At 42.7% G+C, this 20,137-nt stretch carries 16 protein-coding genes; 12 read left to right on the top strand and 4 right to left on the bottom strand.

Annotated features, from left to right (window positions below; all coding sequences use genetic code 11):
• Positions 1-49 precede the first annotated feature (49 nt).
• From H8744_RS11930 to H8744_RS11950, 5 genes are all read left to right on the top strand, one after another.
• On the top strand, positions 50-2,653 hold the full coding sequence (locus tag H8744_RS11930) for a sensor histidine kinase (RefSeq protein ID WP_262435042.1): 2,604 nt from the start codon (positions 50-52) through the stop codon (positions 2,651-2,653).
• A 137-nt stretch (positions 2,654-2,790) separates the two neighbouring features.
• Complete coding sequence (locus H8744_RS11935; RefSeq protein ID WP_262435043.1) at positions 2,791-4,266, top strand: TolC family protein; 1,476 nt, start codon at positions 2,791-2,793, stop codon at positions 4,264-4,266.
• Between the two features lie 98 nt (positions 4,267-4,364).
• The gene (locus H8744_RS11940) at positions 4,365-5,717 is read left to right on the top strand and encodes a sigma-54-dependent transcriptional regulator (RefSeq protein WP_262435044.1); all 1,353 of its coding nucleotides are present in this window, start codon (positions 4,365-4,367) and stop codon (positions 5,715-5,717) included.
• 15 nt (positions 5,718-5,732) lie between these two features.
• Positions 5,733-7,025, top strand: a complete 1,293-nt coding sequence (locus H8744_RS11945) for a sensor histidine kinase (RefSeq protein ID WP_262435045.1) — start codon at positions 5,733-5,735, stop codon at positions 7,023-7,025.
• 129 nt (positions 7,026-7,154) lie between these two features.
• The gene (locus H8744_RS11950) at positions 7,155-7,685 is read left to right on the top strand and encodes a hypothetical protein (protein WP_262435046.1); all 531 of its coding nucleotides are present in this window, start codon (positions 7,155-7,157) and stop codon (positions 7,683-7,685) included.
• A 410-nt stretch (positions 7,686-8,095) separates the two neighbouring features.
• Here the strand turns inward: H8744_RS11950 and H8744_RS11955 are convergent, their stop codons facing one another.
• Positions 8,096-9,157, bottom strand: a complete 1,062-nt coding sequence (locus H8744_RS11955; RefSeq protein ID WP_008777670.1) for an IS5-like element IS1169 family transposase — start codon at positions 9,155-9,157, stop codon at positions 8,096-8,098.
• Between the two features lie 100 nt (positions 9,158-9,257).
• On the opposite strand from H8744_RS11955, the gene H8744_RS11960 reads away from it, so the two are divergent.
• Positions 9,258-9,461, top strand: coding sequence for a T9SS type A sorting domain-containing protein (locus tag H8744_RS11960; RefSeq protein ID WP_262435047.1), 204 nt, complete (start codon positions 9,258-9,260; stop codon positions 9,459-9,461).
• 70 nt (positions 9,462-9,531) lie between these two features.
• Here the strand turns inward: H8744_RS11960 and aspD are convergent, their stop codons facing one another.
• Positions 9,532-11,172, bottom strand: a complete 1,641-nt coding sequence (gene aspD, locus H8744_RS11965; RefSeq protein ID WP_262435048.1) for an aspartate 4-decarboxylase — start codon at positions 11,170-11,172, stop codon at positions 9,532-9,534.
• A gap of 218 nt (positions 11,173-11,390) precedes the next feature.
• Positions 11,391-13,085, bottom strand: a complete 1,695-nt coding sequence (gene aspT / locus H8744_RS11970; RefSeq protein WP_262435049.1) for an aspartate-alanine antiporter — start codon at positions 13,083-13,085, stop codon at positions 11,391-11,393.
• Between the two features lie 354 nt (positions 13,086-13,439).
• Between aspT and H8744_RS11975 the strand changes: the two genes are divergently transcribed.
• From H8744_RS11975 to H8744_RS12000, 6 genes are read left to right on the top strand one after another with little or no spacing between them, the layout of a single operon-like run.
• Positions 13,440-14,729 carry an inositol-3-phosphate synthase gene (locus H8744_RS11975; protein ID WP_262435050.1) on the top strand — a complete coding sequence of 430 codons (1,290 nt, stop codon included), beginning with the start codon at positions 13,440-13,442 and terminating at the stop codon, positions 14,727-14,729.
• Positions 14,730-14,740: 11 nt separating this feature from the next.
• The gene (locus H8744_RS11980) at positions 14,741-15,457 is read left to right on the top strand and encodes a nucleotidyltransferase family protein (RefSeq protein WP_262435051.1); all 717 of its coding nucleotides are present in this window, start codon (positions 14,741-14,743) and stop codon (positions 15,455-15,457) included.
• A complete protein-coding gene (locus H8744_RS11985; RefSeq protein WP_262435052.1) occupies positions 15,458-16,324 on the top strand; it encodes a hypothetical protein in 867 nt (288 codons plus the stop codon). It abuts the gene before it with no gap.
• A complete protein-coding gene (locus tag H8744_RS11990) occupies positions 16,321-17,256 on the top strand; it encodes a CDP-alcohol phosphatidyltransferase family protein (RefSeq protein WP_262435053.1) in 936 nt (311 codons plus the stop codon). Before H8744_RS11985 ends, H8744_RS11990 begins: the two co-directional genes overlap by 4 nt.
• Complete coding sequence (locus H8744_RS11995; protein WP_262435054.1) at positions 17,237-18,229, top strand: lysylphosphatidylglycerol synthase transmembrane domain-containing protein; 993 nt, start codon at positions 17,237-17,239, stop codon at positions 18,227-18,229. Before H8744_RS11990 ends, H8744_RS11995 begins: the two co-directional genes overlap by 20 nt.
• Positions 18,226-18,942: an HAD family hydrolase gene (locus tag H8744_RS12000; protein ID WP_262435055.1), complete on the top strand. Its 717-nt coding sequence runs from the start codon at positions 18,226-18,228 to the stop codon at positions 18,940-18,942. Before H8744_RS11995 ends, H8744_RS12000 begins: the two co-directional genes overlap by 4 nt.
• A gap of 138 nt (positions 18,943-19,080) precedes the next feature.
• Here H8744_RS12000 and H8744_RS12005 read toward each other — a convergent pair whose 3' ends face one another.
• Positions 19,081-20,028: an AraC family transcriptional regulator gene (locus tag H8744_RS12005; RefSeq protein WP_262435056.1), complete on the bottom strand. Its 948-nt coding sequence runs from the start codon at positions 20,026-20,028 to the stop codon at positions 19,081-19,083.
• Positions 20,029-20,137: the final 109 nt, after the last annotated feature.

Here is a 20,137-nt window from a genome sequence, read left to right on the forward strand (position 1 = left end):
CGTATATTTGCGTTCATAATTGTGAAACAACGCAGTATACTTATTTAAAATGAACCGACGACGTTACTATATATTCTGTTTTCTGTTATTTACGGTCTTTTCGCAAATAGCTGCTACAGAGCGTGCCTATAATATTCTTTTTATACAGTCTTATACTAATCAGACTCCTTGGCATTCTGAATTGATTCGTGGGTTATGTGATGGATTTGGCGAAGAAAAAGTGAAAGTTAATATTGTTACGGAGTATCTTGACGCGGATTATTGGGCATATCCTTCTGAAAAGGTCATTATGAAACGTTTTTGTGAGCGTGCCCGTAATCGTGGAACAGATATAATTGTAACGGTAAGTGATGAGGCTTTCCACACTCTCTTTAATTGTGGAGATTCGTTACCGCGTCAAATTCCTGTCGTATATTACGGTATGAAATATCCGGATGAGGCATTAATTTCAACATTACCGAATGTTTGCGGTTTTACTTCTAATCCCGACTTCTCTCTTTTGCTGGAACAAGCAAATAAAATATTTCCAAACAGGACAGAAGTAGTGTGTGTCAATGACAATAGCTTTCTGAGCCTAAAAGGTAAGGAAGATTTTATGAATGAATATGGAAAGTTCCTGCGAAGCCATCCGGAGTATAAGCTGCTGACATATAATGTGCAAACCGAAACAACGAGTAATATTATTTCATCTATCTGTTATCCTCGTAATAGTTACGGACGTATTGTCATTGTGCCGAAGTGGTCTCCTTTTATGGCTTTTATTGGTAAAAACTCTAAGGCACCTTTCTTTTCCTGTCAAAGTATAGCGTTGACTAACGGTGTCTTTTGTGCTTATGATGCCGATCCCTATACTTCTTCCAGAATGGCGGGTGTAAGAGCTGCTAAAGTTTTAAAAGGTACGCCTCCCGAGGAATTCGGTATGACGGAAACTCCGGTTGATTTCCATTATGACTTTAAGCAACTTGACTTTTTCCATGTAGAGAAAGAACGGGCTACTCCGGGGGTGATACTTAATCAGCCTTATTGGGAAAAATATCGGTTTCTATTTATATTACTATATGCTTCTATTTTGGCTTTACTTGTATTGGTGGTAGTTTGGCTGATACGTGCGAATCGACGGGAAGCACGACGTAGAATGCATGCACAAACACGCTTGCTTGTACAAAGCCGTTTAGTGGCTCAACGGGATGAATTTGATAATATCTTCCACTCTATCCGTGACGGAGTAATCACATACGATACGGACTATCGGATCCATTTTACCAACCGTGCCCTTTTGGAGATGCTTCATTTGCCTTTGGACGTTTCAGTACGTCCTTATGAGGGATTGCCTGCCGGTTCTATTTTTAAAATATACACTAATGGGCGGGAAGTTTTACGTGAAATGTTGAAGGAAGTCATTACTAAAGGAAAGAGTGTGGAAATTCCGGCTAATTCGTTTATGCAAGAGGTGCATAGCGGTAGTTATTTTCCGGTTTCGGGAGAACTGGTTCCTATTCACTCACACGGAAACATTACTGGAGTAGCTGTTTCTGCCCACAATATATCTGATGAAGAGATGCAGAAACGTTTTTTTGATTTGGCTGTGGAGGAAAGTTCAATTTATCCTTGGCAATATAATATAAGGACCGGTTTGTTTACTTTTCCTCAAGGTTTCCTTAAGCGTTTTGGATTTGAAGAGTCGTTAACAACCGTTTCCAGATCGGAGATTGAAGACAAGATGCATCCGGAAGAGGTTGAAGATATCAGAATCATGTTTGATGAAGCATTGGCTGGAAAAAAACAAAATGCACGAATGAGTTTTCGGCAATATAATGCAGACGGTAAATATGAATGGTGGGAATATCGTACTTCTGTGCTTAACGGTTTGACAACGGATGTGCCTTATAGCATATTGGGTATTTGTCAAAGTATACAACGTTATAAGTCTACGGAGGAAGAATTGACAACTGCCCGCGATAAGGCTCTTCAGGCTGACAAGTTGAAGTCCGCTTTCCTTGCAAATATGAGTCATGAGATCAGAACCCCGTTGAATGCTATTGTCGGCTTTTCCGATCTATTGAGCGATACCAGCAATTTTACCGAAGAAGAAGTTGCGCAGTTTATTGCGACAATTAATAAGAACTGTAGTCTGCTATTGGCTTTGATTAACGATATTCTTGATCTTTCCCGCATTGAATCGGGTACGATGGATTTTCAGTTTGCCAAGCATAGTTTACCGTTGTTGTTGAAGAATGTACACGATTCACAGCGTTTGAATATGCCACAAGGGGTAGAACTGCTGTTGGATATTCCTGAAGGTAGTAAGAAGTACCTTGTTACCGATAATGTCCGTTTGCAGCAGGTTGTTAACAATCTGATCAATAATGCGGCTAAGTTTACGTCGGGCGGTTCTATTACTTTTGGCTATACAGAGGATGAGCCGGGGTATGTATCTTTGTTTGTGGAAGACACCGGTAAAGGTATTTCAGAAGAGGGGCTGAGACATATTTTCGAACGTTTCTATAAGGTTGACAGCTTTACTCAGGGAGCCGGTTTAGGGTTGAGTATTTGCCAGACTATTGTGGGACGACTGCGTGGAAACATTTCTGTAACTTCCGAGGTGGGGAAGGGGACTCGTTTCACAGTGCGTATACCGGATACATGTGAGTGAATTCGAGGCTGACGTTCACTTGCGTACAAAGTGTTCATTATCGGACACCTTTATTATAATGTAATAGACCGAAAATAAATAACTTACCTTTTTGGCACACCGTTTGACTCTTCTTTCATAGGAAATAATAAAGTTTTATGAGAAAGAAGAGTATATTGCTTGTTTTAGTGGCTTTTACATGTCCACTTGTTTTGTCTGCACAGAATGAACGTGAAATAACACTTAATGAGGCCATTGCTTTGGCTCGTACCCAATCGGTAGATGCTGCCGTGGCATTGAATGAATTGAAAACTGCTTATTGGGAGTACCGCACTTTTCGTGCAGATTTGTTGCCCGAAGTGAATTTTAACGGTACGTTGCCTAATTACAATAAATCGTATAGTTCATATCAGAATTCGGATGGTTCGTATTCATTCGTTCGCAATAATACGCTTGGTCTGTCGGGAGAACTTTCCATTGATCAGAATCTTTGGTTTACCGGAGGTAAACTGTCTCTTACTTCTTCTTTGGATTATCTGCGTCAGTTAGGTGCCGGCGGAGGAAAGCATTTCATGTCCGTGCCGGTTAGTCTCCAACTGACCCAGCCCATTTTTGGAGTGAACAACTTGAAATGGAATCGACGCATCGAACCTGTGCGTTATGAAGAGGCTAAAGCATCGTTCATTTCTGCAACGGAAGATGTGACAAGAACTACCATCACGTACTTTTTCCAGTTGTTGTTGGCAAAAGAAGTTTTGGGGACTGCCCGGCAAAACCAATTGAATGCGGAACATTTGTATAAAGTGGCACAAGCTAAAAGGGAGATGGGGCAGATTTCGGAAAATGAACTATTGCAGTTGAAGCTATCTTCCCTTAATGCAAAGGCTGCCGTGACTGAGTCCATTAGCGACTTAAATGCAAAGATGTTCCAGCTTCGTGCGTTTTTGGGGCTGAGTGAGAATGAAAAACTTGAGCCGGTTCTTCCTGAGTCGGTTCCGGATATTCAGATAGAATATAATAAAGTATTGGATAAAGCATTGGAAAGGAATTCTTTTGCCCAAAACATACGTCGCAGGCAGCTTGAAGCCGATTACGATGTGGCGATTGCCCGGGGGAATCTACGAAGTGTGGATCTGTTTGCCAGTGTAGGATATACGGGCGAGGATCGTGAGTTTTCATCAGCTTACAATCATTTGCTCGACAATCAGATTGTGAAGGTGGGAGTGAAGATTCCTATTCTTGATTGGGGAAAGCGTCGTGGTAAAGTACGTGTGGCAAAGAGCAACCGTGATGTCGTACTTTCTAAAATTCGTCAGGAACAAATGAATTTTAACCAGGACATCTTTTTGTTGGTAGAACATTTCAATAATCAATCCCAGCAACTCGGGATTGCCAAAGAAGCGGATATCATCGCACAGCAGCGGTATAAGACCAGTATCGAAACATTCCTTATCGGTAAGATCAATACCCTTGACTTGAATGATGCCCAAAACTCTAAGGATGAAGCCCGACAGAAACATATTTCAGAATTATATAATTATTGGTCCTATTATTATCAGATACGTAGTTTGACGTTATGGGACTTTGAGAGGAATGCAGAGTTGGAAGTAGATTTTGAAGATGTAATCCGCTAGAACTAAGAGTAATCGGCAAAGAGTTTTCAAGAATGAGGCATGAAGGCTTTTGGTTCACCGTTATAATTGTTATTTTTGCATCCTAAACAAGTATACCTATGATATTAATCATCGATGATGACAGCGCAGTTCGTTCTTCCCTTACTTTCATGCTGAAGCGTGCGGGGTATCAGACCGAAGCTGTTTCCGGACCTCGGGAGGCGGTGGATATAGTCCGCTCTGTAGCTCCTGCCCTTATACTGATGGACATGAATTTCACTCTTTCCACCACGGGTGAAGAAGGGTTGACGTTACTCAAACAAGTAAAGATATTCCGTCCTGAAGTCCCAGTCATCTTAATGACGGCATGGGGGAGTATTCAACTGGCAGTGCAGGGGATGCAAGCAGGTGCCTTCGATTTTATAACAAAACCTTGGAATAACGCTGCATTACTGCAACGCATCGAGACGGCTATCGACCTGACATCGGCACCGGCAGAAATTCCGGAGGAGCAAAGCAGTACATTGAACCGTAGACATATCATCGGTAAGAGTCAGGCATTGACGGAAGTACTGAATACGGTTGCCCGTATCGCCCGTACCAATGCTTCCGTACTTATCACCGGAGAGAGTGGGACAGGTAAAGAGTTGATTGCCGAAGCCATTCATATCAATAGTCAGCGTGCTAAACAGCCTTTTGTAAAGGTCAATCTTGGGGGGATTTCCCAAAGCCTCTTCGAGAGTGAAATGTTCGGGCATAAAAAGGGAGCGTTTACTGATGCTACTTCCGATCGTACCGGGCGTTTCGAGATGGCAAATAAAGGTACGATCTTTTTGGATGAGATCGGTGACCTCGATCCGTCCTGTCAGGTAAAGCTACTTCGCGTCTTACAGGATCAGACGTTTGAAGTATTGGGCGACAGCCGGCCACGTAAAACGGATATCCGTGTGGTTTCTGCCACGAATGCCGACTTGCCAAAGATGGTCAGCGAACGCACCTTTCGCGAAGATCTGTTCTATCGCATCAATCTGATAACGGTAAAGTTGCCTCCTTTGCGTGAACGTAGAGAAGATATTCCACTCTTGGCGCGTCATTTTGCCGACAAGCAGGCAGAAATAAACAGATTGCCCCGTTCTGAATTTTCTTCAGATGCCCTCCAATTCCTCAGTCGTTTACCTTTCCCTGGTAATATCCGTGAGTTGAAGAATCTGGTGGAACGAACGATACTTGTCAGTGGCAAAACAGTACTCGATGCTTCTGATTTTGATATGCAATATCTTCGTTCGGATGAACCGTACCACATAGCCTCCAATGCTTCACTGACCGGTATGACGCTTGATGAAATAGAACGTCAGACCATTCTTCAGGCTTTGGAACGCTATAAAGGGAATCTCAGTCAGGTTGCTACAGCTCTGGGCATTAGCCGTGCAGCGTTGTATCGCAGGTTGGATAAACACAACATAGAAGAGTGAAGAATTAATATCGCTGTGCGTCTTAAAAGTTATTTTATAATACTTGCTTTGTTTTTGCTTGCCCTTTCTGGAGTATTGCTCTACTTTGGAGGGTGGGTGGTTCAATCATGGCTATATGCAGCCGAAATTTTGGTTGTTCTGCTGCTTGTCTATCTTATTATGTTTTATCGGAAGATCATAAAGCCATTGAACACGATAGCGAGTGGAATGGAATTGTTGAGGGAACAGGATTTCAGTAGCCGTTTGAGTCTTGTCGGTCAATATGAAGCAGATCGAATGGTTAATGTCTTCAACCGTATGATGGAACAGTTGAAAAATGAACGACTCCGGTTACGCGAGCAGAATCATTTTCTTGATTTGCTGATCAAAGCTTCCCCGATGGGAGTGATAATCACTACACTTGATGATGTAGTGTCGGAACTTAATCCGATGGCCGTGAAGATGCTGGGTATACGTTTTGAAGAAGCATATGGTCAGAAACTGGGGGCTATAGATTCTCCTTTAGCTATCGGATTGGCTACAGTGCCGAAGGGAGAAACTGTTACTATCCGGTTGAATGACTCAAATATCTACAAATGTACCCATTCGTCGTTCATCGACCGTGGTTTCCATCATCCGTTTTATCTTATCGAGAGTTTGACAGACGAAGTAATGAAGGCAGAAAAGAAGGCGTATGAAAAGGTAATACGGATGATTGCCCATGAAGTGAATAACACGACAGCCGGTATTACTTCGACATTGGATACGGTGGAACAAGCACTTTCCGATTCGGAAGGAATGGAAGACATTTGTGAAGTGATGCGCGTATGTACCGATCGTTGCTTTTCGATGAGTCGTTTCATTACCCGCTTTGCCGATGTGGTGAAGATACCGGAACCTAGCATGTATCCGGTAAGTCTTAATGACCTCGTTTTCTCTTGTAAACGTTTCATGGAAGGGATGTGTAAAGATCGTGACATAACGCTTACCATGGAGATTGATGAAAGTCTTGAAGAAGTTTTATTGGATTCTGCTCTATTTGAGCAAGTATTGGTCAACATTATTAAGAACGCTGCTGAAAGTATTGGTACGGGGGGAACAATAACGATTCGTACCTCTTCACCTGCTCGCATCGAAGTGGTAGATAATGGGCCGGGCATAACAAAGGAGACTGAAGCTAAACTCTTCAGCCCTTTCTTTTCTACTAAACCGAATGGGCAGGGAATCGGTCTGATATTTATCCGTGAGGTACTGATGCGACACGGATGTTCTTTTTCACTTCGTACTTATGCAGACGGTTTGACTAGATTTAGAATATTATTTAATTGACTATTCTGTAGTGATAAAAAACTAACTTTATTCAGTTAACTGTCTCATTGGTAGAAAAAACGATAGTTTAATTGTTTGTCTTAATATTTAATTGTATATTGCGGGATTGAAACATTTAAACTAGTACTTATGGAAAAGATTAAGTTTTTATTATGTGTATTTCTGTTGGTGACAGGACTATGCAGTTGTAGTGACGATGATGACAATTCCTCTGTTTATACTATGGAATTCGTCAAGTTGTCTGAGATTAATTATACTACAGAACTCGAACAACCGGCTGAAGGCAAACGGGTGGAGAATTACGTGACTACCCTTTACAGAGGCGAAGATGAAGGGGAGATCACAAAGAAAGGAAATTGTCTTTATTATTATTATGGAGAAAGATCATGGTCTTATGATTCTTCTTTGTTTTTTGTCCATGAAAATCGATGCTTCCTTTCTTTCATGCGGAATTTGCCATTCCCTTCACCATGGCAATCCACATTTTTGGTAGATGGAACAACAGTGTTAATAACTGGATATTGGAACTCTTATGATAATTCTGTGTATTACTTTTATGGTAAAGAGGATGTTGGTTCAACTTTAGATAAATTTAGACCAGAGTATGGTGAATCTTCTTGTTGTTTGGAAATAGAATCATTAAAAATTGTAATCCCATGAAGAACCAGATTTATATGATATGCTTCTTTTTGTCTTTACATATGGCGGTGTTCGCACAAAGACAATCATCTTATAAGCTGTAAGATGGTAGGACTATCTTTTTAGAAAGAGTCGATACTTTGAATCATGTGAAGTTTAAAACTCAAACTGCCGTTACTCAAAGAAGCAAAGTTTTGCAGAAATATAATAGTTCTTTGAGTAGTAGTAATTCTTCCTATTCCTTGGTGAGAATAAATAATGGTGAGTTCTATCAATTCAATTTATCCTCTTGTATCAGACAGCAGAACTCTTTAACTGCCCAATTTGTGAGCTTTAGTCTTGCAAATTTAGCGAATATTTTCTACCCCCCCCCCCGATTTTTACAATAATTAACTTGTGTTTGTTGTAAAAATTGGATGTGCAGGCATAATTCACCCCAACAACTCAGGTTTCAGCCTGATTATTTGCGTGTAACGACTGATGTTATACACAAGACTGGTGAATGCTACATTGGCTTTAGCACGAATAAGCCCTACTGTACGCACCACAAGTCCACGCATGGTTTGTTCCTCAAACCCGAATACATGCTCGACAAGGCAACGTGTCTTGGATTTTTTCCTATTGTCTGATTTCTGCTCCTTGGTAAGCGGACGGTTACGGTAGCCCTTTTCGCAAATTATCGGATTCATCTTATGCTGTTTTACAATCTCCTCTTGTCCGACATAACCGGCGTCCAAATACAAGTCCTTGCCTTCGTCTTTTTCATCCAGCAGTCCTTCAAAGCCTTTGGAATCATGCACTTCTGCCGACGTGGTATCATAAGAAAGTATGATCTTATTGCGTTTCTCAACTTTAGTATGCTGCTTGTAGCCGTAAAAAGTCTCATCACGCTTCTTTGTCCAGCGGGCATCTACATCCTTGTGGCACTTCTTGTGGGGATTGTCATTCCACAACTTATCACCCGCTCCCTGTTTTATCTGCTCATTTTCATCACGGGTGTTACGTTGGCGAGGGGCAATAACAAAACTGGCATCAATGATGCGACCCTCATTGAATTGCAGACCCTTACTTTCCATGAAACTATGAAATTCCGAAAAAAGCTTGTCATAAACGCCTGTATTTGTCAGGAGTTCGCGATACTTCCACACCGTCTTCTCGTCAGGAACATCGTCAACACATTCAATACCAAGAAACTTGCGGAAACTCGTACGGTCAACTATCTGATACTCTATCTGATGGTCACTCAAACCATAATAACGCTGAAGAAACAAGACCTTGAACATCAGCACACAGTCTATCGGCGGACGACCGGCATTACTTTTGCGCTCTCCGGTAAAAAGGGCTGATTCAAGAGTAGGACGAAAGATCTCAAAATCAACATACTGAGACAACACTTCAAGAGGATTGCCCATTTCATTCAAACGCAATTCACGATTCTCTGACTCAAATAGTTGATTATAACGAAGCTTACGGTATCGGGATAACTTGTTCATTATAAAATTCTTATTTTCTGCAAATTTACGCTCTTGGAACCATATAAACAACTGTACTACAATATTTTAATTTATAGAACTCCTCTAATATACTCGATATTTGAATGAAGGACAGCAGGCAAACTTGATGCCTGTCAAGCTGTTACTTTATAATGATTATGGAATCGTGCGTGCCACTGACGCTACTTCCGATTCTGCTGAGATCAGTATGAATGTTTCTAATCTGCCTGATGGTACGTATTATCTGAACGTCGTGGTAGGTAGCAATGCTGTGATCCGCAGGATCGTTACCATAAAGCATTAACCTAATCGGAGAGTGGAGAAGTGCCATGTAAGCAAAAGTAACGTATCGGCACTTCTCCACTTCTTGGTTTTTATTTTTTGCTCTTCCAATCGGCCGCATATTCTTCCAGCACCCTCTTGATGCTTTGGCCGATCTTTACATAATCGGCTTCATTCAGGTTGGCGAGGGACACGCGGACACTCCATTTCGGCCCGGCAAAACCACCACCGTTCAAAAGAACCATCGATGTGTCGTTGGCGAGGCGGAATACCGTGTCGAGCGGATTGTACGTTTTTTCCAGATAAGCTACGAATTCGTCCCCATAGAATTTCTTTGCCCATACAAGCATGTCTATTTCCGAATAATAGCCGGCTCTTAACGGATCTTCCACTAAGGAGAATCCTGTGTTTTCCCACAATGCATTCAGACGGCGCCGGATGATGTTCTGCATCTTCGTTTTGTAGTAATCACCTTTGTCGAGCAGGGAGAATGTGGCGAAGAGGCTCATTTGCATCTGTTGAGGCAGGGACAATCCTGCCGTATGGTTCAGTGCGACCTGCCGGCTGTCGGCAACCATGCGGTCGATGAATTTCAACTTTTCGGGATGAAGGGTGAGGCTTGAGTAACGTTTGTTCAATATCTCCTTTTTCTCTTCCGGTAGTCGGGCGATCATCTTGTCATAGAGATTGTTTTCGTGCAGGGCGACGACTGCCAACCTCCATCCGGTAGCTCCGAAGTACTTGGAGAAGGAATATACGCACAATGTATTGTCCGGGATTTCTGCTGTGAGCGAACGGAAATGAGGAATGAATGTGGCATAAACATCGTCCGTGATGATCATCAGATTCGGATTGTGATTCTTTACGATGTCGACAATGCGCGCGGTTGTCTCTGGACTCAATGCGTAACTGGGCGGGTTGCTGGGGTTGGTGATGAAGAGTGCTTTTATTTTCGGGTCTTTCAATCTATCGATGTCTTCATCTTTATATTGCCAGGTATGCAGCCCGTCTTTGGTCATCTGGTCGGCTGATATTTCGGTTACGTCGAACTGATAACGGCGTAATTCCGGTATTTCGATATACGGAGTGAATACCGGCACCATCAAAGCTATGCTGTCTCCATGATTCAAAAGGAAGTTTTGCTGTAAAGAATCGAATACGTAACACATGGCTGCCGTACCGCCTTCGGTTGCAAAGAGGTCGAATGCCCCCTTGGGAGGTCGGTTGTCAAACAATTCCTGTGCCAGATAGTCGCGGACAATTAATTCGGTAAAGTGCAGGATACGGTCGGGCACAGGATATTGGTCGCCTATAACGGATTCCGCCCACTCATGGATTAAAGTGTCCGGATCAGCGGCATGTTCCATCAGCATATAATTATAACTGCCTTTCAGCAATTTTGCTCCGGGTTCCTTGGCATTCTCTTTCAGGAAAGCTTCGAAACGGGCAGCGATGCCGGATTTCTGAGGGATACCCGCTATGCCTTCGGGTAGCGACATGACACGTGTACATTCTGAAATGCCGAATTTCCCTAACAGGAAAAAGGCTTCGCGCGGTTCCGTGGCTATCCAGTTCGGATTACCGCGCCCAGCGTTCAGCATGGTGTGAGCCATTTTTTTCACACTCTCGTCCGCCATGTCGATCAGACGGTTTTTTAATTCAAAGGGGCTGATTGCCTCCATTTTCTTGGCAAAGCTTTTACTTATAGCTGCACCGGTTGGTTTCTTTTCCATAATTAAGTGGTTTATTGCTTCATTTACATTGTTTTCATTATACTCTTCCTATCTCTTGTCGGAGAGGAACATGGCATAAGGTCGGATGATGTGATGTTTTACATCCCCATGTTTCGCAGCTTTACATCCCCATGTTTCACTGTCAGACATGGGCATGTTTCACTGTTAAACACCCCCATGTTTGACATTGCGTCCCACCGACATCCTTACTTATCCCGTTATATCATCAGTACGATGATCACTCCCCAGATGATAAGTAATGTATTACCTACAGCATACGTTACCGTATAGCCCAATGCAGGAGTCTCACTCTCCACCGCATCCTGTACTGCCCCTAATGCAGCAGTTGTCGTCCGCGCTCCTGCCGTACAGCCTAGAGTCAGTGCCGGATGGAACTTGAACAGATATCTACCCATCAGCAGTCCGCTGATAAGAGGGATGGCCGTAACCAATGCACCGACAAGAAACAGGCTGGCACCTACCTCTTTGAATCCTGTGACGAAACTCGGGCCGGCTGCAAGACCGACAACAGCGATGAACATATTAAGTCCTACATTATTTAATACCCATAAGGACGGTTCCGGTATTCCTCCAAAGGTGGGATGCTTGCTTCTCAGCCACCCGAAGACAAGTCCGGCAATCAAAGCTCCGCCACTGGTGGACAGGCTGATCGGGATGCCGCCCAGGTGGAGGGAGAGTGCGCCCACCAATCCTCCGATGACGATGCCGAGACCTACAAATATCATATCCGTTTGATTCGTTGGACGGTCGATGTATCCCATTTGTTTGGCGGCTGCTTCTACTTCATGCTTCATGCCGGTCACTTCAAGCATATCACCCGCATCGACAACCGTTTGTGCCAACACGGGAACATTAATGCCTGCACGTTTGATGGTACGGATGCTTACACCGTGCATGAACTTTTGTTTACGAATGGTGGCTATCGTCTCTCCGGCGAAGGTTTTCCGGGTCACCATCACCGGCAATGTCTCGGCAGGGAAGTCGAGAAGTTGGGCATCCAATACTTCCGGGCCTATCCAGTCTTCTTCACCGATGACGAATTCACGGCGTCCGCTCAGTACGACTTCGTCATTATCCTTTAATATAAGGTTAGGCTTTACCTCCTTTACGATGCCCCGTTGGCGTACCCGTTCTACAAAGAGGCGTTTCCCTTGTCCGTTCAGGTAGCTTTCAAGATCGGTGACCCGCTTCCCCTTTCCGAACCATTCATTGTTGATTTTATATGCACGGAAGACGACAGGGCGCAGGGCAGGGGCGAAGCCCGGTTCGTCTGCTTCCGAACTTCCCATTTTCGCTTCCAGTTCTTTACAATCGGCTTTTACTTTATCCAACCCTCCCAGGAGTTTCGGGCCTAAGGATGCCAGTATCCAAGCGGAACCCGCCGTACCGAAGATATAGGTCACGGCATAAGCCACGGGAATGGCATTGATGTACGATGCTTTTTGTGCATCGGTTATGCCTAGCCCGTTGATAGTGTCTTCGGCTACCCCGATCACAGCGGAGATTGTTTGTGATCCGGCAAGTAGTCCGGCAGCTTCGCCCACATTGTAGCCCATGATTTTAGCCAATGCCCAAGCGGATAAAAGACTGACGATGCACATCAGCACGGCAAAGCCTACTTGCGGTAATCCGTCCTTTTTCAGTCCGCGAAAGAATTGAGGGCCGACTTTATAACCTACTGCAAAAAGGAAAAGAAGGAAGAAGACAGCTTTCATCGGCCCATCGACTGTGATATTGAGTTGCCCCACCAGCACTCCGACCAAAAGGACACTTGTGACTGTTCCGAGGGAAAACTTTCCTATCTTCAACCGCCCGATCCAGAAACCGGCGAATATAGTCAGGAAGATGGCCAGTTCGGGGTGTACCCTGAGTTGATTGATAATCCATTCCATAATTAAGTTGTTTAGATTTAATATATTGGGTTCATTAATGCTTTATAGAACAGCATTCACAGGAAAGTGTTTTGTTAAATGCCTGTTTCGGTATGTTAAACCTCCATATCGTTTCTTGTCTTTTGGGACATTTCTTCCTCTGAACAGACCTTTTTTATCGAAAAGCAAACTCGTATCTTTGCACACTCTAATTTAAAACTTAAAAAAAGACCATTTAATCAAATGAAGGTTGTTTATACTTTGTTAGGAGGGCAATATCTTAAATAGAACAATTAATCCGACTATTAGAACTTCTTTGGGTATAAAGTACAACCTAACTTTGTAGGCAATTTTAAATAATCTAAAACAACAGAAATGGAACAGGAAATTAAACCGGCATCAGGACGCCTTGGTGTTCTGGTAGTAGGTGTTGGTGGTGCGGTTGCTACCACGATGATTACAGGAACATTGGCTTCTCGCAAAGGATTGGCCAAACCAATAGGTTCTATTACGCAATTGGCCACTATGCGTATGGAAAACAATGAAGAAAAACGTATCAAAGACGTGGTGCCATTGGCAGACTTGAACGACATCGTTTTCGGCGGTTGGGACATTTTTCCGGACAATGCTTATGAAGCTGCCATGTATGCTGAAGTTTTAAAGGAAAAAGACCTGAATTTAGTAAAAGACGAACTGGAGGCCATCAAACCGATGCCTGCCGCTTTTGATCATAATTTCGCAAAACGCCTGAACGGCACACATATTAAGAATGCAGCTACCCGTTGGGACATGGTAGAGCAGTTGCGTGAAGATATCCGCAACTTCAAGGCTGCTAATAATTGCGACCGTATTGTAGTGTTGTGGGCTGCAAGTACGGAGATTTATGTTCCTCTGGCAGACGAACACATGTCTCAGGCTGCTTTGGAGAAAGCTATGAAGGAGAACAATACGGAAGTCGTGTCACCGAGTATGTGTTATGCATATGCTGCTATTGCAGAAGGCGCTCCGTTCATCATGGGGGCTCCTAACTTGTGCGTGGACACTCCGGCCATGTGGGAATTCTCTAAAAAGATGAATGTGCCTATTTCCGGTAAAGACTTCAAGAGCGGTCAGACTTTGATGAAAACCGTATTGGCCCCGATGTTCAAGACCCGTATGCTGGGTGTCAGCGGTTGGTTCTCAACCAACATTCTGGGTAACCGTGACGGTGAAGTACTCGACCAGCCTGAAAACTTCAAGACAAAAGAGGTCAGCAAACTGTCTGTGATCGACAATATCTTTGAACCGGATAAATTCCCCGATCTGTATGGTGACGTATACCATAAGGTACGCATCAACTATTATCCTCCCCGTAAGGACAATAAAGAAGCATGGGATAACATCGACATCTTCGGATGGATGGGCTATCCGATGGAAATAAAAGTAAACTTCCTCTGCCGCGACTCTATTTTGGCAGCCCCTATCGCACTCGACCTTGTGCTGTTCAGTGATTTGGCCATACGTGCCGGAATGAGTGGCATTCAGACTTGGTTGTCATTCTTCTGCAAGAGCCCGATGCATGATTTCGAACATCAGCCGGTTCACGATCTGTTCACTCAATGGAGAATGGTAAAAGAAACATTACGTAATATGATCGGTGAAAAATCACCGAGTTATCTGGATTGATCTTTTAAAGAATGAAGTATGCACTGATTGCAGCCGGGCAAGGCTCACGTCTGATATCGGACGGAATACAAGTTCCCAAACCTTTGGTTAAGGTAGGCGGAGAACCTTTGCTCGGGCGTTTGCTTCGCATTTTTCTTAATAATAATGCAGACTCGGTCTGCATTATTATTAATGAAGAAATGTCTGAAGTCCGTGAATATCTTGAACAACAACAGTTGCCTGTTCCTCTTCAGGTTGTTGTAAAATCCACTCCCGATTCATTCCATAGTTTTTACGAATTGGCTCCTTATCTAAAGGCGGGCGATGGGAAATTTTGTTTGACAACGGTCGACCCTATTTTCCGCGAAGCCGAGTTTGCGAATTATATTGCAACTTTTCAGGCGGACGATAAAGATGACGCATTGATGGCTGTGACCGATTATATTGACGATGAACGTCCGCTGTATGTACGGACTGATCCCGATGACCTCCGGATCACAGGATATGCAAGTGAATCTTATCCGGGAGCCCGTTATATTTCCGGGGGAATCTATTGCATGAACCAAAATGCACTTTCTTTATTGCCGGATGCCATGAGGAAAGGAATCTCCCGTATGCGCGGATTCCAGCAATATCTGGTTGATAGTGGATTACAGGTACAGGCACACCCCTTCTCGAAAGTAATCGATATCGATCATGCAGCGGATGTCGAGAAGGCCGAATGCTTTTTAAAAGAACTGAATATTTAAATGAAATCGTATACATTTGCGGGAATACAGCGATATTCCCTTTTCTCTCCCAATCATGTCGGCAATGACGCTTCCATATTCTCTGCCGTTGGTCAATATCTTGAAGAAAACGGTCATGAGGTAAACATGTATACCGAACAGGAGTTTCTTACACATCCTTTCAATGAAAGGTTCATTTTTACAATGATGCGTAGCAAGGCTGCCGTACGCAATTTGCAAAAGATGGAGAAACAAGGAGTCGTGGCGGTTAACTCGGCTTTCGGCATTGAAAACTGTACGCGGGAACAAATGACCTCCTTGCTGATAAAGAATCAGATTCCTCATCCCCAAAGTCTCGTTTGGAGTGTAATGGAAGCATTGCCTGCCAGTCTTATTGAATCGGAATTCGAGCCTTGCTGGGTGAAACGTGCCGATTTTCATGCTATTCACAAAGAAGACGTAACCTATGTGAGAACTTACTGTGAACTGCGGGAAGTAATGGCGGAATATGCCTTGCGGGGGATAGAGCGTGTAGTGATAAATAAACACCTTCCCGGAGACTTGATCAAGTTTTATGGAGTGTACGGCACTGACTTCTTCTTTTGGTTTTATCCTCATGAAGGAAACCATAGTAAATTCGGACTGGAAGAAATAAACGGGGCACCTTCGGGAATTCCTTTTTCGGAAGAAGGGTTGCGTTGCATCTGTAATGATGCCGCAAGAGTATTGAATGTTGATATTTATGGAGGCGATTGTATCGTTTCTTCCGACGGGAGTATCCGGATTATTGACTTCAATGATTGGCCCAGTTTCGCTCCTTGCCGTAAAGAAGCTGCAAAAGCAATAGGGCAGGCCATTCTGCAAAAAACTAAAAGTGTAGATCTATGACCAGTGAACAAAAGAATACAGGCTTGGAAGCCTCTTTGAAATCAGCAGATACGGAAGAGTGGATCGATTTGCTGTTCTATCGTCCCGTAGGTTACCAATGGGCGCTTTTTTTTCGTAAGTTAGGAGTTACCCCCAATGCGATAACGATTGCCTCTATCTTTTTAGGTGTAGCAGCGGGAATTTTATTTTATTATAATGATCTTTTATTAAATATAATCGGAATGTGTTTGCTCGTTTGGGCGAATATGTACGATAGTGCCGATGGACAGTTGGCTCGTATGACGGGGCAGAAATCTGAATTAGGTCGGATTTTGGACGGACTCTCGGGAGACATCTGGTTTATTTCCATCTATGTGGCGCTCTGCTTGCGTTTGACTCCGGAGTGGTCTTACTGGATATGGATTCTGGCTGCTGCGGCAGGAGCTTGCCATAGTAAACAGGCGGCTATGGCGGATTATTACCGAAATATCCATCTTTTCTTTTTGAAAGGCAAGTCAGGGAGCGAGCTTGATAACTCGGTGCAGCAAAGAGCGATTTTCAAATCATTATCTTGGAAGAAGGAGGGCTTCAGAAAATTGTATTTATGGTTTTATGTCAATTATACACATTCGCAGGAATCCCTGTCACCTGCATTTCAACGTTTTTTCTCCCTGTTGAAACAACAATACGGTGAAACCATTCCGAAGGAGATCGGAGATGAGTTCCGGATCGGTAGTCTTCCATTGATGAAATACACGAATATATTATCATTCAATACGCGGGTCATTGTGTTGTTCATTTCTCTTTTGGTCAATCGTCCCTGGATATATTTCGTATTCGAGTTGACTGTATTGAATGGGTTGTTGATCTATATGGTATACAAACATGAAGTATGGAGTAATAAATTGTACAAGCTCGTAAATAAGAAAAAGGATGAACAGTCGGTTGCGTAATATATTTCTTGTGTTTGGTATCGTGGCAGTTGTCGTGATGCTGTTTACGTTTGATATATCTTATGAGGAATTGCTCGCCAACTTAAGACGTGCCGGAATTTATCTTCCTTTGGTATTGCTGCTTTGGGTATTTATTTATCTTATCAATACGGCTTCTTGGTATATAATTATTCGTAGTGGAGGAAGCATATCTTCGTTGACCTTCGCAAAGTTATTCAAATTTACGGTGTCGGGTTTTGCCATGAACTACGTGACTCCGGTCGGATTGATGGGAGGAGAACCTTATCGTGTAATGGAGGTCACTCCCTATGTGGGTGTGGAACGTGCCACATCATCGGTAGTTCTTTATGTCATGATGCATATATTTTCCCATTTCCTCTTTTGGATGAGTGCGGTAGTGGTATATGCCTGTTTTTATCATGTAAATTGGGAGATGGGCATTGTTTTGGGATTAATCACAGTCTTTTGCCTGTTTCTGGGTACGTTGCTCGCAAAGGGATATAAGCATGGGATGGCCATAGCTTGTGTAAAAGTGGGAAGTCATATTCCTTTTTTAAAGAAATACGCCATCCGTTTCTCGGAGAAGAATAAGGAAAAGCTGGAAAATATCGACAAGCAGATTGCTTTGTTCCATCAGCAACGGAAAAGTACATTTTATGGCTCGTTGTTCATGGAGTATCTGGCGAGGATCGTTAGTTGCTTAGAGGTGTGGCTTATTTTGAATATATTGACAACTAACGTAAGTTTCATAAGTTGCTTCTTGATTTTGGCTTTCTCTTCGTTGATGGCCAACCTTTTGTTCTTTCTGCCCATGCAGTTGGGTGGACGTGAGGGAGGATTTGCTCTGGCTGTCGGAGGTTTGTCTCTATCGGGTGCCTTTGGTGTTTACACTGCCTTGATAACCCGGGTGCGTGAGTTGTTTTGGATCGTGATCGGTCTTTTATTAATGAAAATTGGAAATAAGAAGAAATGATAAATAAGGAAAAAGTAAAAGCATTGGCTTTCGATTTCGGTGGAACACTTGATTCACCGTTTATGCATTGGATGCAGATTTATTTGCAGCTTTACACTACCAAGTTGAATTTGCCGCTTACGGTGGAAAACTTCAGAGATTCTTATGTCTTTGCCGAGCAGATGATGGAACGTCTTCAATTGGTGAAACCCACTCATTCATTGTTGGAAACCCAGATGTTTAAGACTCGTTTGCAATTTGATAACTTGTTAGATCGGGGTATCTTGCCGGATACGAAGGATAATAAGGAATGTATTCCTGAAGAGGCTGCCCGTTTGGTGACAGATTATTCGTCAGCTTATGTCATCCGTTCGCAGAAGACATTAAAGGCACTGTCTCAACGGTATACATTGCTCTTGGTTTCCAATTATTATGGCAATCTGAAGAAGGTTGCAACGGATTTGGGGATAGCAACCTATTTTTCCTCTTTTACCGATTCAACTTTGGAGGGTGTCCGTAAGCCGGATGCAACTTTATGGAAACTGGCTATCGAACGTGCCGGTTTCATACCTGAAGAAGTGATCGTAATAGGGGATTCTATGAAGAATGATATTTTACCTGCATTATCATTAGGATGCCAAGTGATAAAAGGTTGTCCTTCGATTGGCGACCTTTCCGAAGAGGTCAACTGCATTACTTCTTTAGAGGAATTACTTCAACTTTTGGACAGTTAATGTCTCTATTCATACTCTTTTTAGGGTTTTTCAAATATATCTTCAAAAGTAGTTTGTCTTCAGCTTCTATTGATTTACTTTTTTAAGGTAGTTCTATCAATAATACTAAATTAGTGCCTATGAATTGGCAAAACCCTGTCAATTCATAGGCACTAACTCTATACATATGAAATCAATATTAAAGTGACTGCTAATCCTCTTGCGGCTTTTCCTGATATTTCTTTCTGTATTCCTTGGGAGTTTATTCATTTCTTTAAGAAATGTCTTGGAGAAGTGGAAAGGATCGAAGAAACCAAGCCGGAATGATATTTCTTTTATTTTCAAGTCTGAGAATTGCAGATAAGAACATGCTTTTTGTATACGCAACTGATTATAATAAGCCATCGGTGGATAAGATGTTCTTTGGGTGAACAAAGTGATCAGGTGTGAAGACGAATATCCAACAGCATTTGCAATGTCTTCCAGCGTAATTTTAGCCTCCAGATTGTCCTTCATAAACAGGATGCTTTTTTGTATCGGATCATCGACTTTTACATTTTTGATTTTTCTGTATTGGAAAATGTATTTGATGGAAGCGAGAAAATACATCAAACAAAAGCTTATGTATTCGAGGTTTTCGATGTTATATCCCATCTCGAGATTGCGAAACATATCTTCAAAGAGCATGAACCGATCTTGAAGCCTACTATCTGCGGAATCTTTTATGGCAAGCTTTTTCCCCAAGATAGATTCAAACATGGGTACATTCTCTCCCTTGAAATGAAGCCAGTAAATGCTCCACGGATCCTGCTGATTGGCACCATACGTGTGCGGGCTGTTTTGTGGGATGATAAAGACTTGATTACTTGATAGATGATGTGTCTCTCCATTGTATTCAATCCATCCGTTTCCTTTTTCACAATATATTAATATGTTTTCATTTGTACCTTCTGTACGTTGCCTGTAATGATGCTTGGCTTTAGGATAATAGCCAATATGAGTTACATACAATTGTCTTGTAATCTTATTTTTCGATTGTAGTTCCCTAATATTATAAGGTGTGACGATCGACTTTTCTCCTTTAAAACCATCAGCTATTGTTTCCATATCAGTATTTTTAATGATATTTGTAGTTGCTACATGTATTCCCCGGACAATTATAGTAATATTATACATGTTTTCAAAATAAAAATACATCTTTTTTATTCACGCATCC

It is taken from the genome of Jilunia laotingensis, from assembly GCF_014385165.1.
GTDB lineage: Bacteria > Bacteroidota > Bacteroidia > Bacteroidales > Bacteroidaceae > Bacteroides > Bacteroides laotingensis.

Bases quoted from the DNA above. Each gene is read 5' to 3' on its own strand.
- H8744_RS11995 (WP_262435054.1), top strand. From the start codon at position 17,237: ATGAACAGTCGGTTGCGTAATATATTTCTTGTGTTTGGTATCGTGGCA.
- H8744_RS11950 (WP_262435046.1), top strand. From the start codon at position 7,155: ATGGAAAAGATTAAGTTTTTATTATGTGTATTTCTGTTGGTGACAGGA.
- H8744_RS11940 (WP_262435044.1), top strand. From the start codon at position 4,365: ATGATATTAATCATCGATGATGACAGCGCAGTTCGTTCTTCCCTTACT.
- H8744_RS11935 (WP_262435043.1), top strand. From the start codon at position 2,791: ATGAGAAAGAAGAGTATATTGCTTGTTTTAGTGGCTTTTACATGTCCA.
- H8744_RS11975 (WP_262435050.1), top strand. From the start codon at position 13,440: ATGGAACAGGAAATTAAACCGGCATCAGGACGCCTTGGTGTTCTGGTA.
- aspD (WP_262435048.1), bottom strand. From the start codon at position 11,172: ATGGAAAAGAAACCAACCGGTGCAGCTATAAGTAAAAGCTTTGCCAAG.
- H8744_RS11985 (WP_262435052.1), top strand. From the start codon at position 15,458: ATGAAATCGTATACATTTGCGGGAATACAGCGATATTCCCTTTTCTCT.
- H8744_RS11980 (WP_262435051.1), top strand. From the start codon at position 14,741: ATGAAGTATGCACTGATTGCAGCCGGGCAAGGCTCACGTCTGATATCG.
- H8744_RS11990 (WP_262435053.1), top strand. From the start codon at position 16,321: ATGACCAGTGAACAAAAGAATACAGGCTTGGAAGCCTCTTTGAAATCA.
- H8744_RS11930 (WP_262435042.1), top strand. From the start codon at position 50: ATGAACCGACGACGTTACTATATATTCTGTTTTCTGTTATTTACGGTC.
- aspT (WP_262435049.1), bottom strand. From the start codon at position 13,085: ATGGAATGGATTATCAATCAACTCAGGGTACACCCCGAACTGGCCATC.
- H8744_RS12005 (WP_262435056.1), bottom strand. From the start codon at position 20,028: ATGGAAACAATAGCTGATGGTTTTAAAGGAGAAAAGTCGATCGTCACA.
- H8744_RS11955 (WP_008777670.1), bottom strand. From the start codon at position 9,157: ATGAACAAGTTATCCCGATACCGTAAGCTTCGTTATAATCAACTATTT.
- H8744_RS12000 (WP_262435055.1), top strand. From the start codon at position 18,226: ATGATAAATAAGGAAAAAGTAAAAGCATTGGCTTTCGATTTCGGTGGA.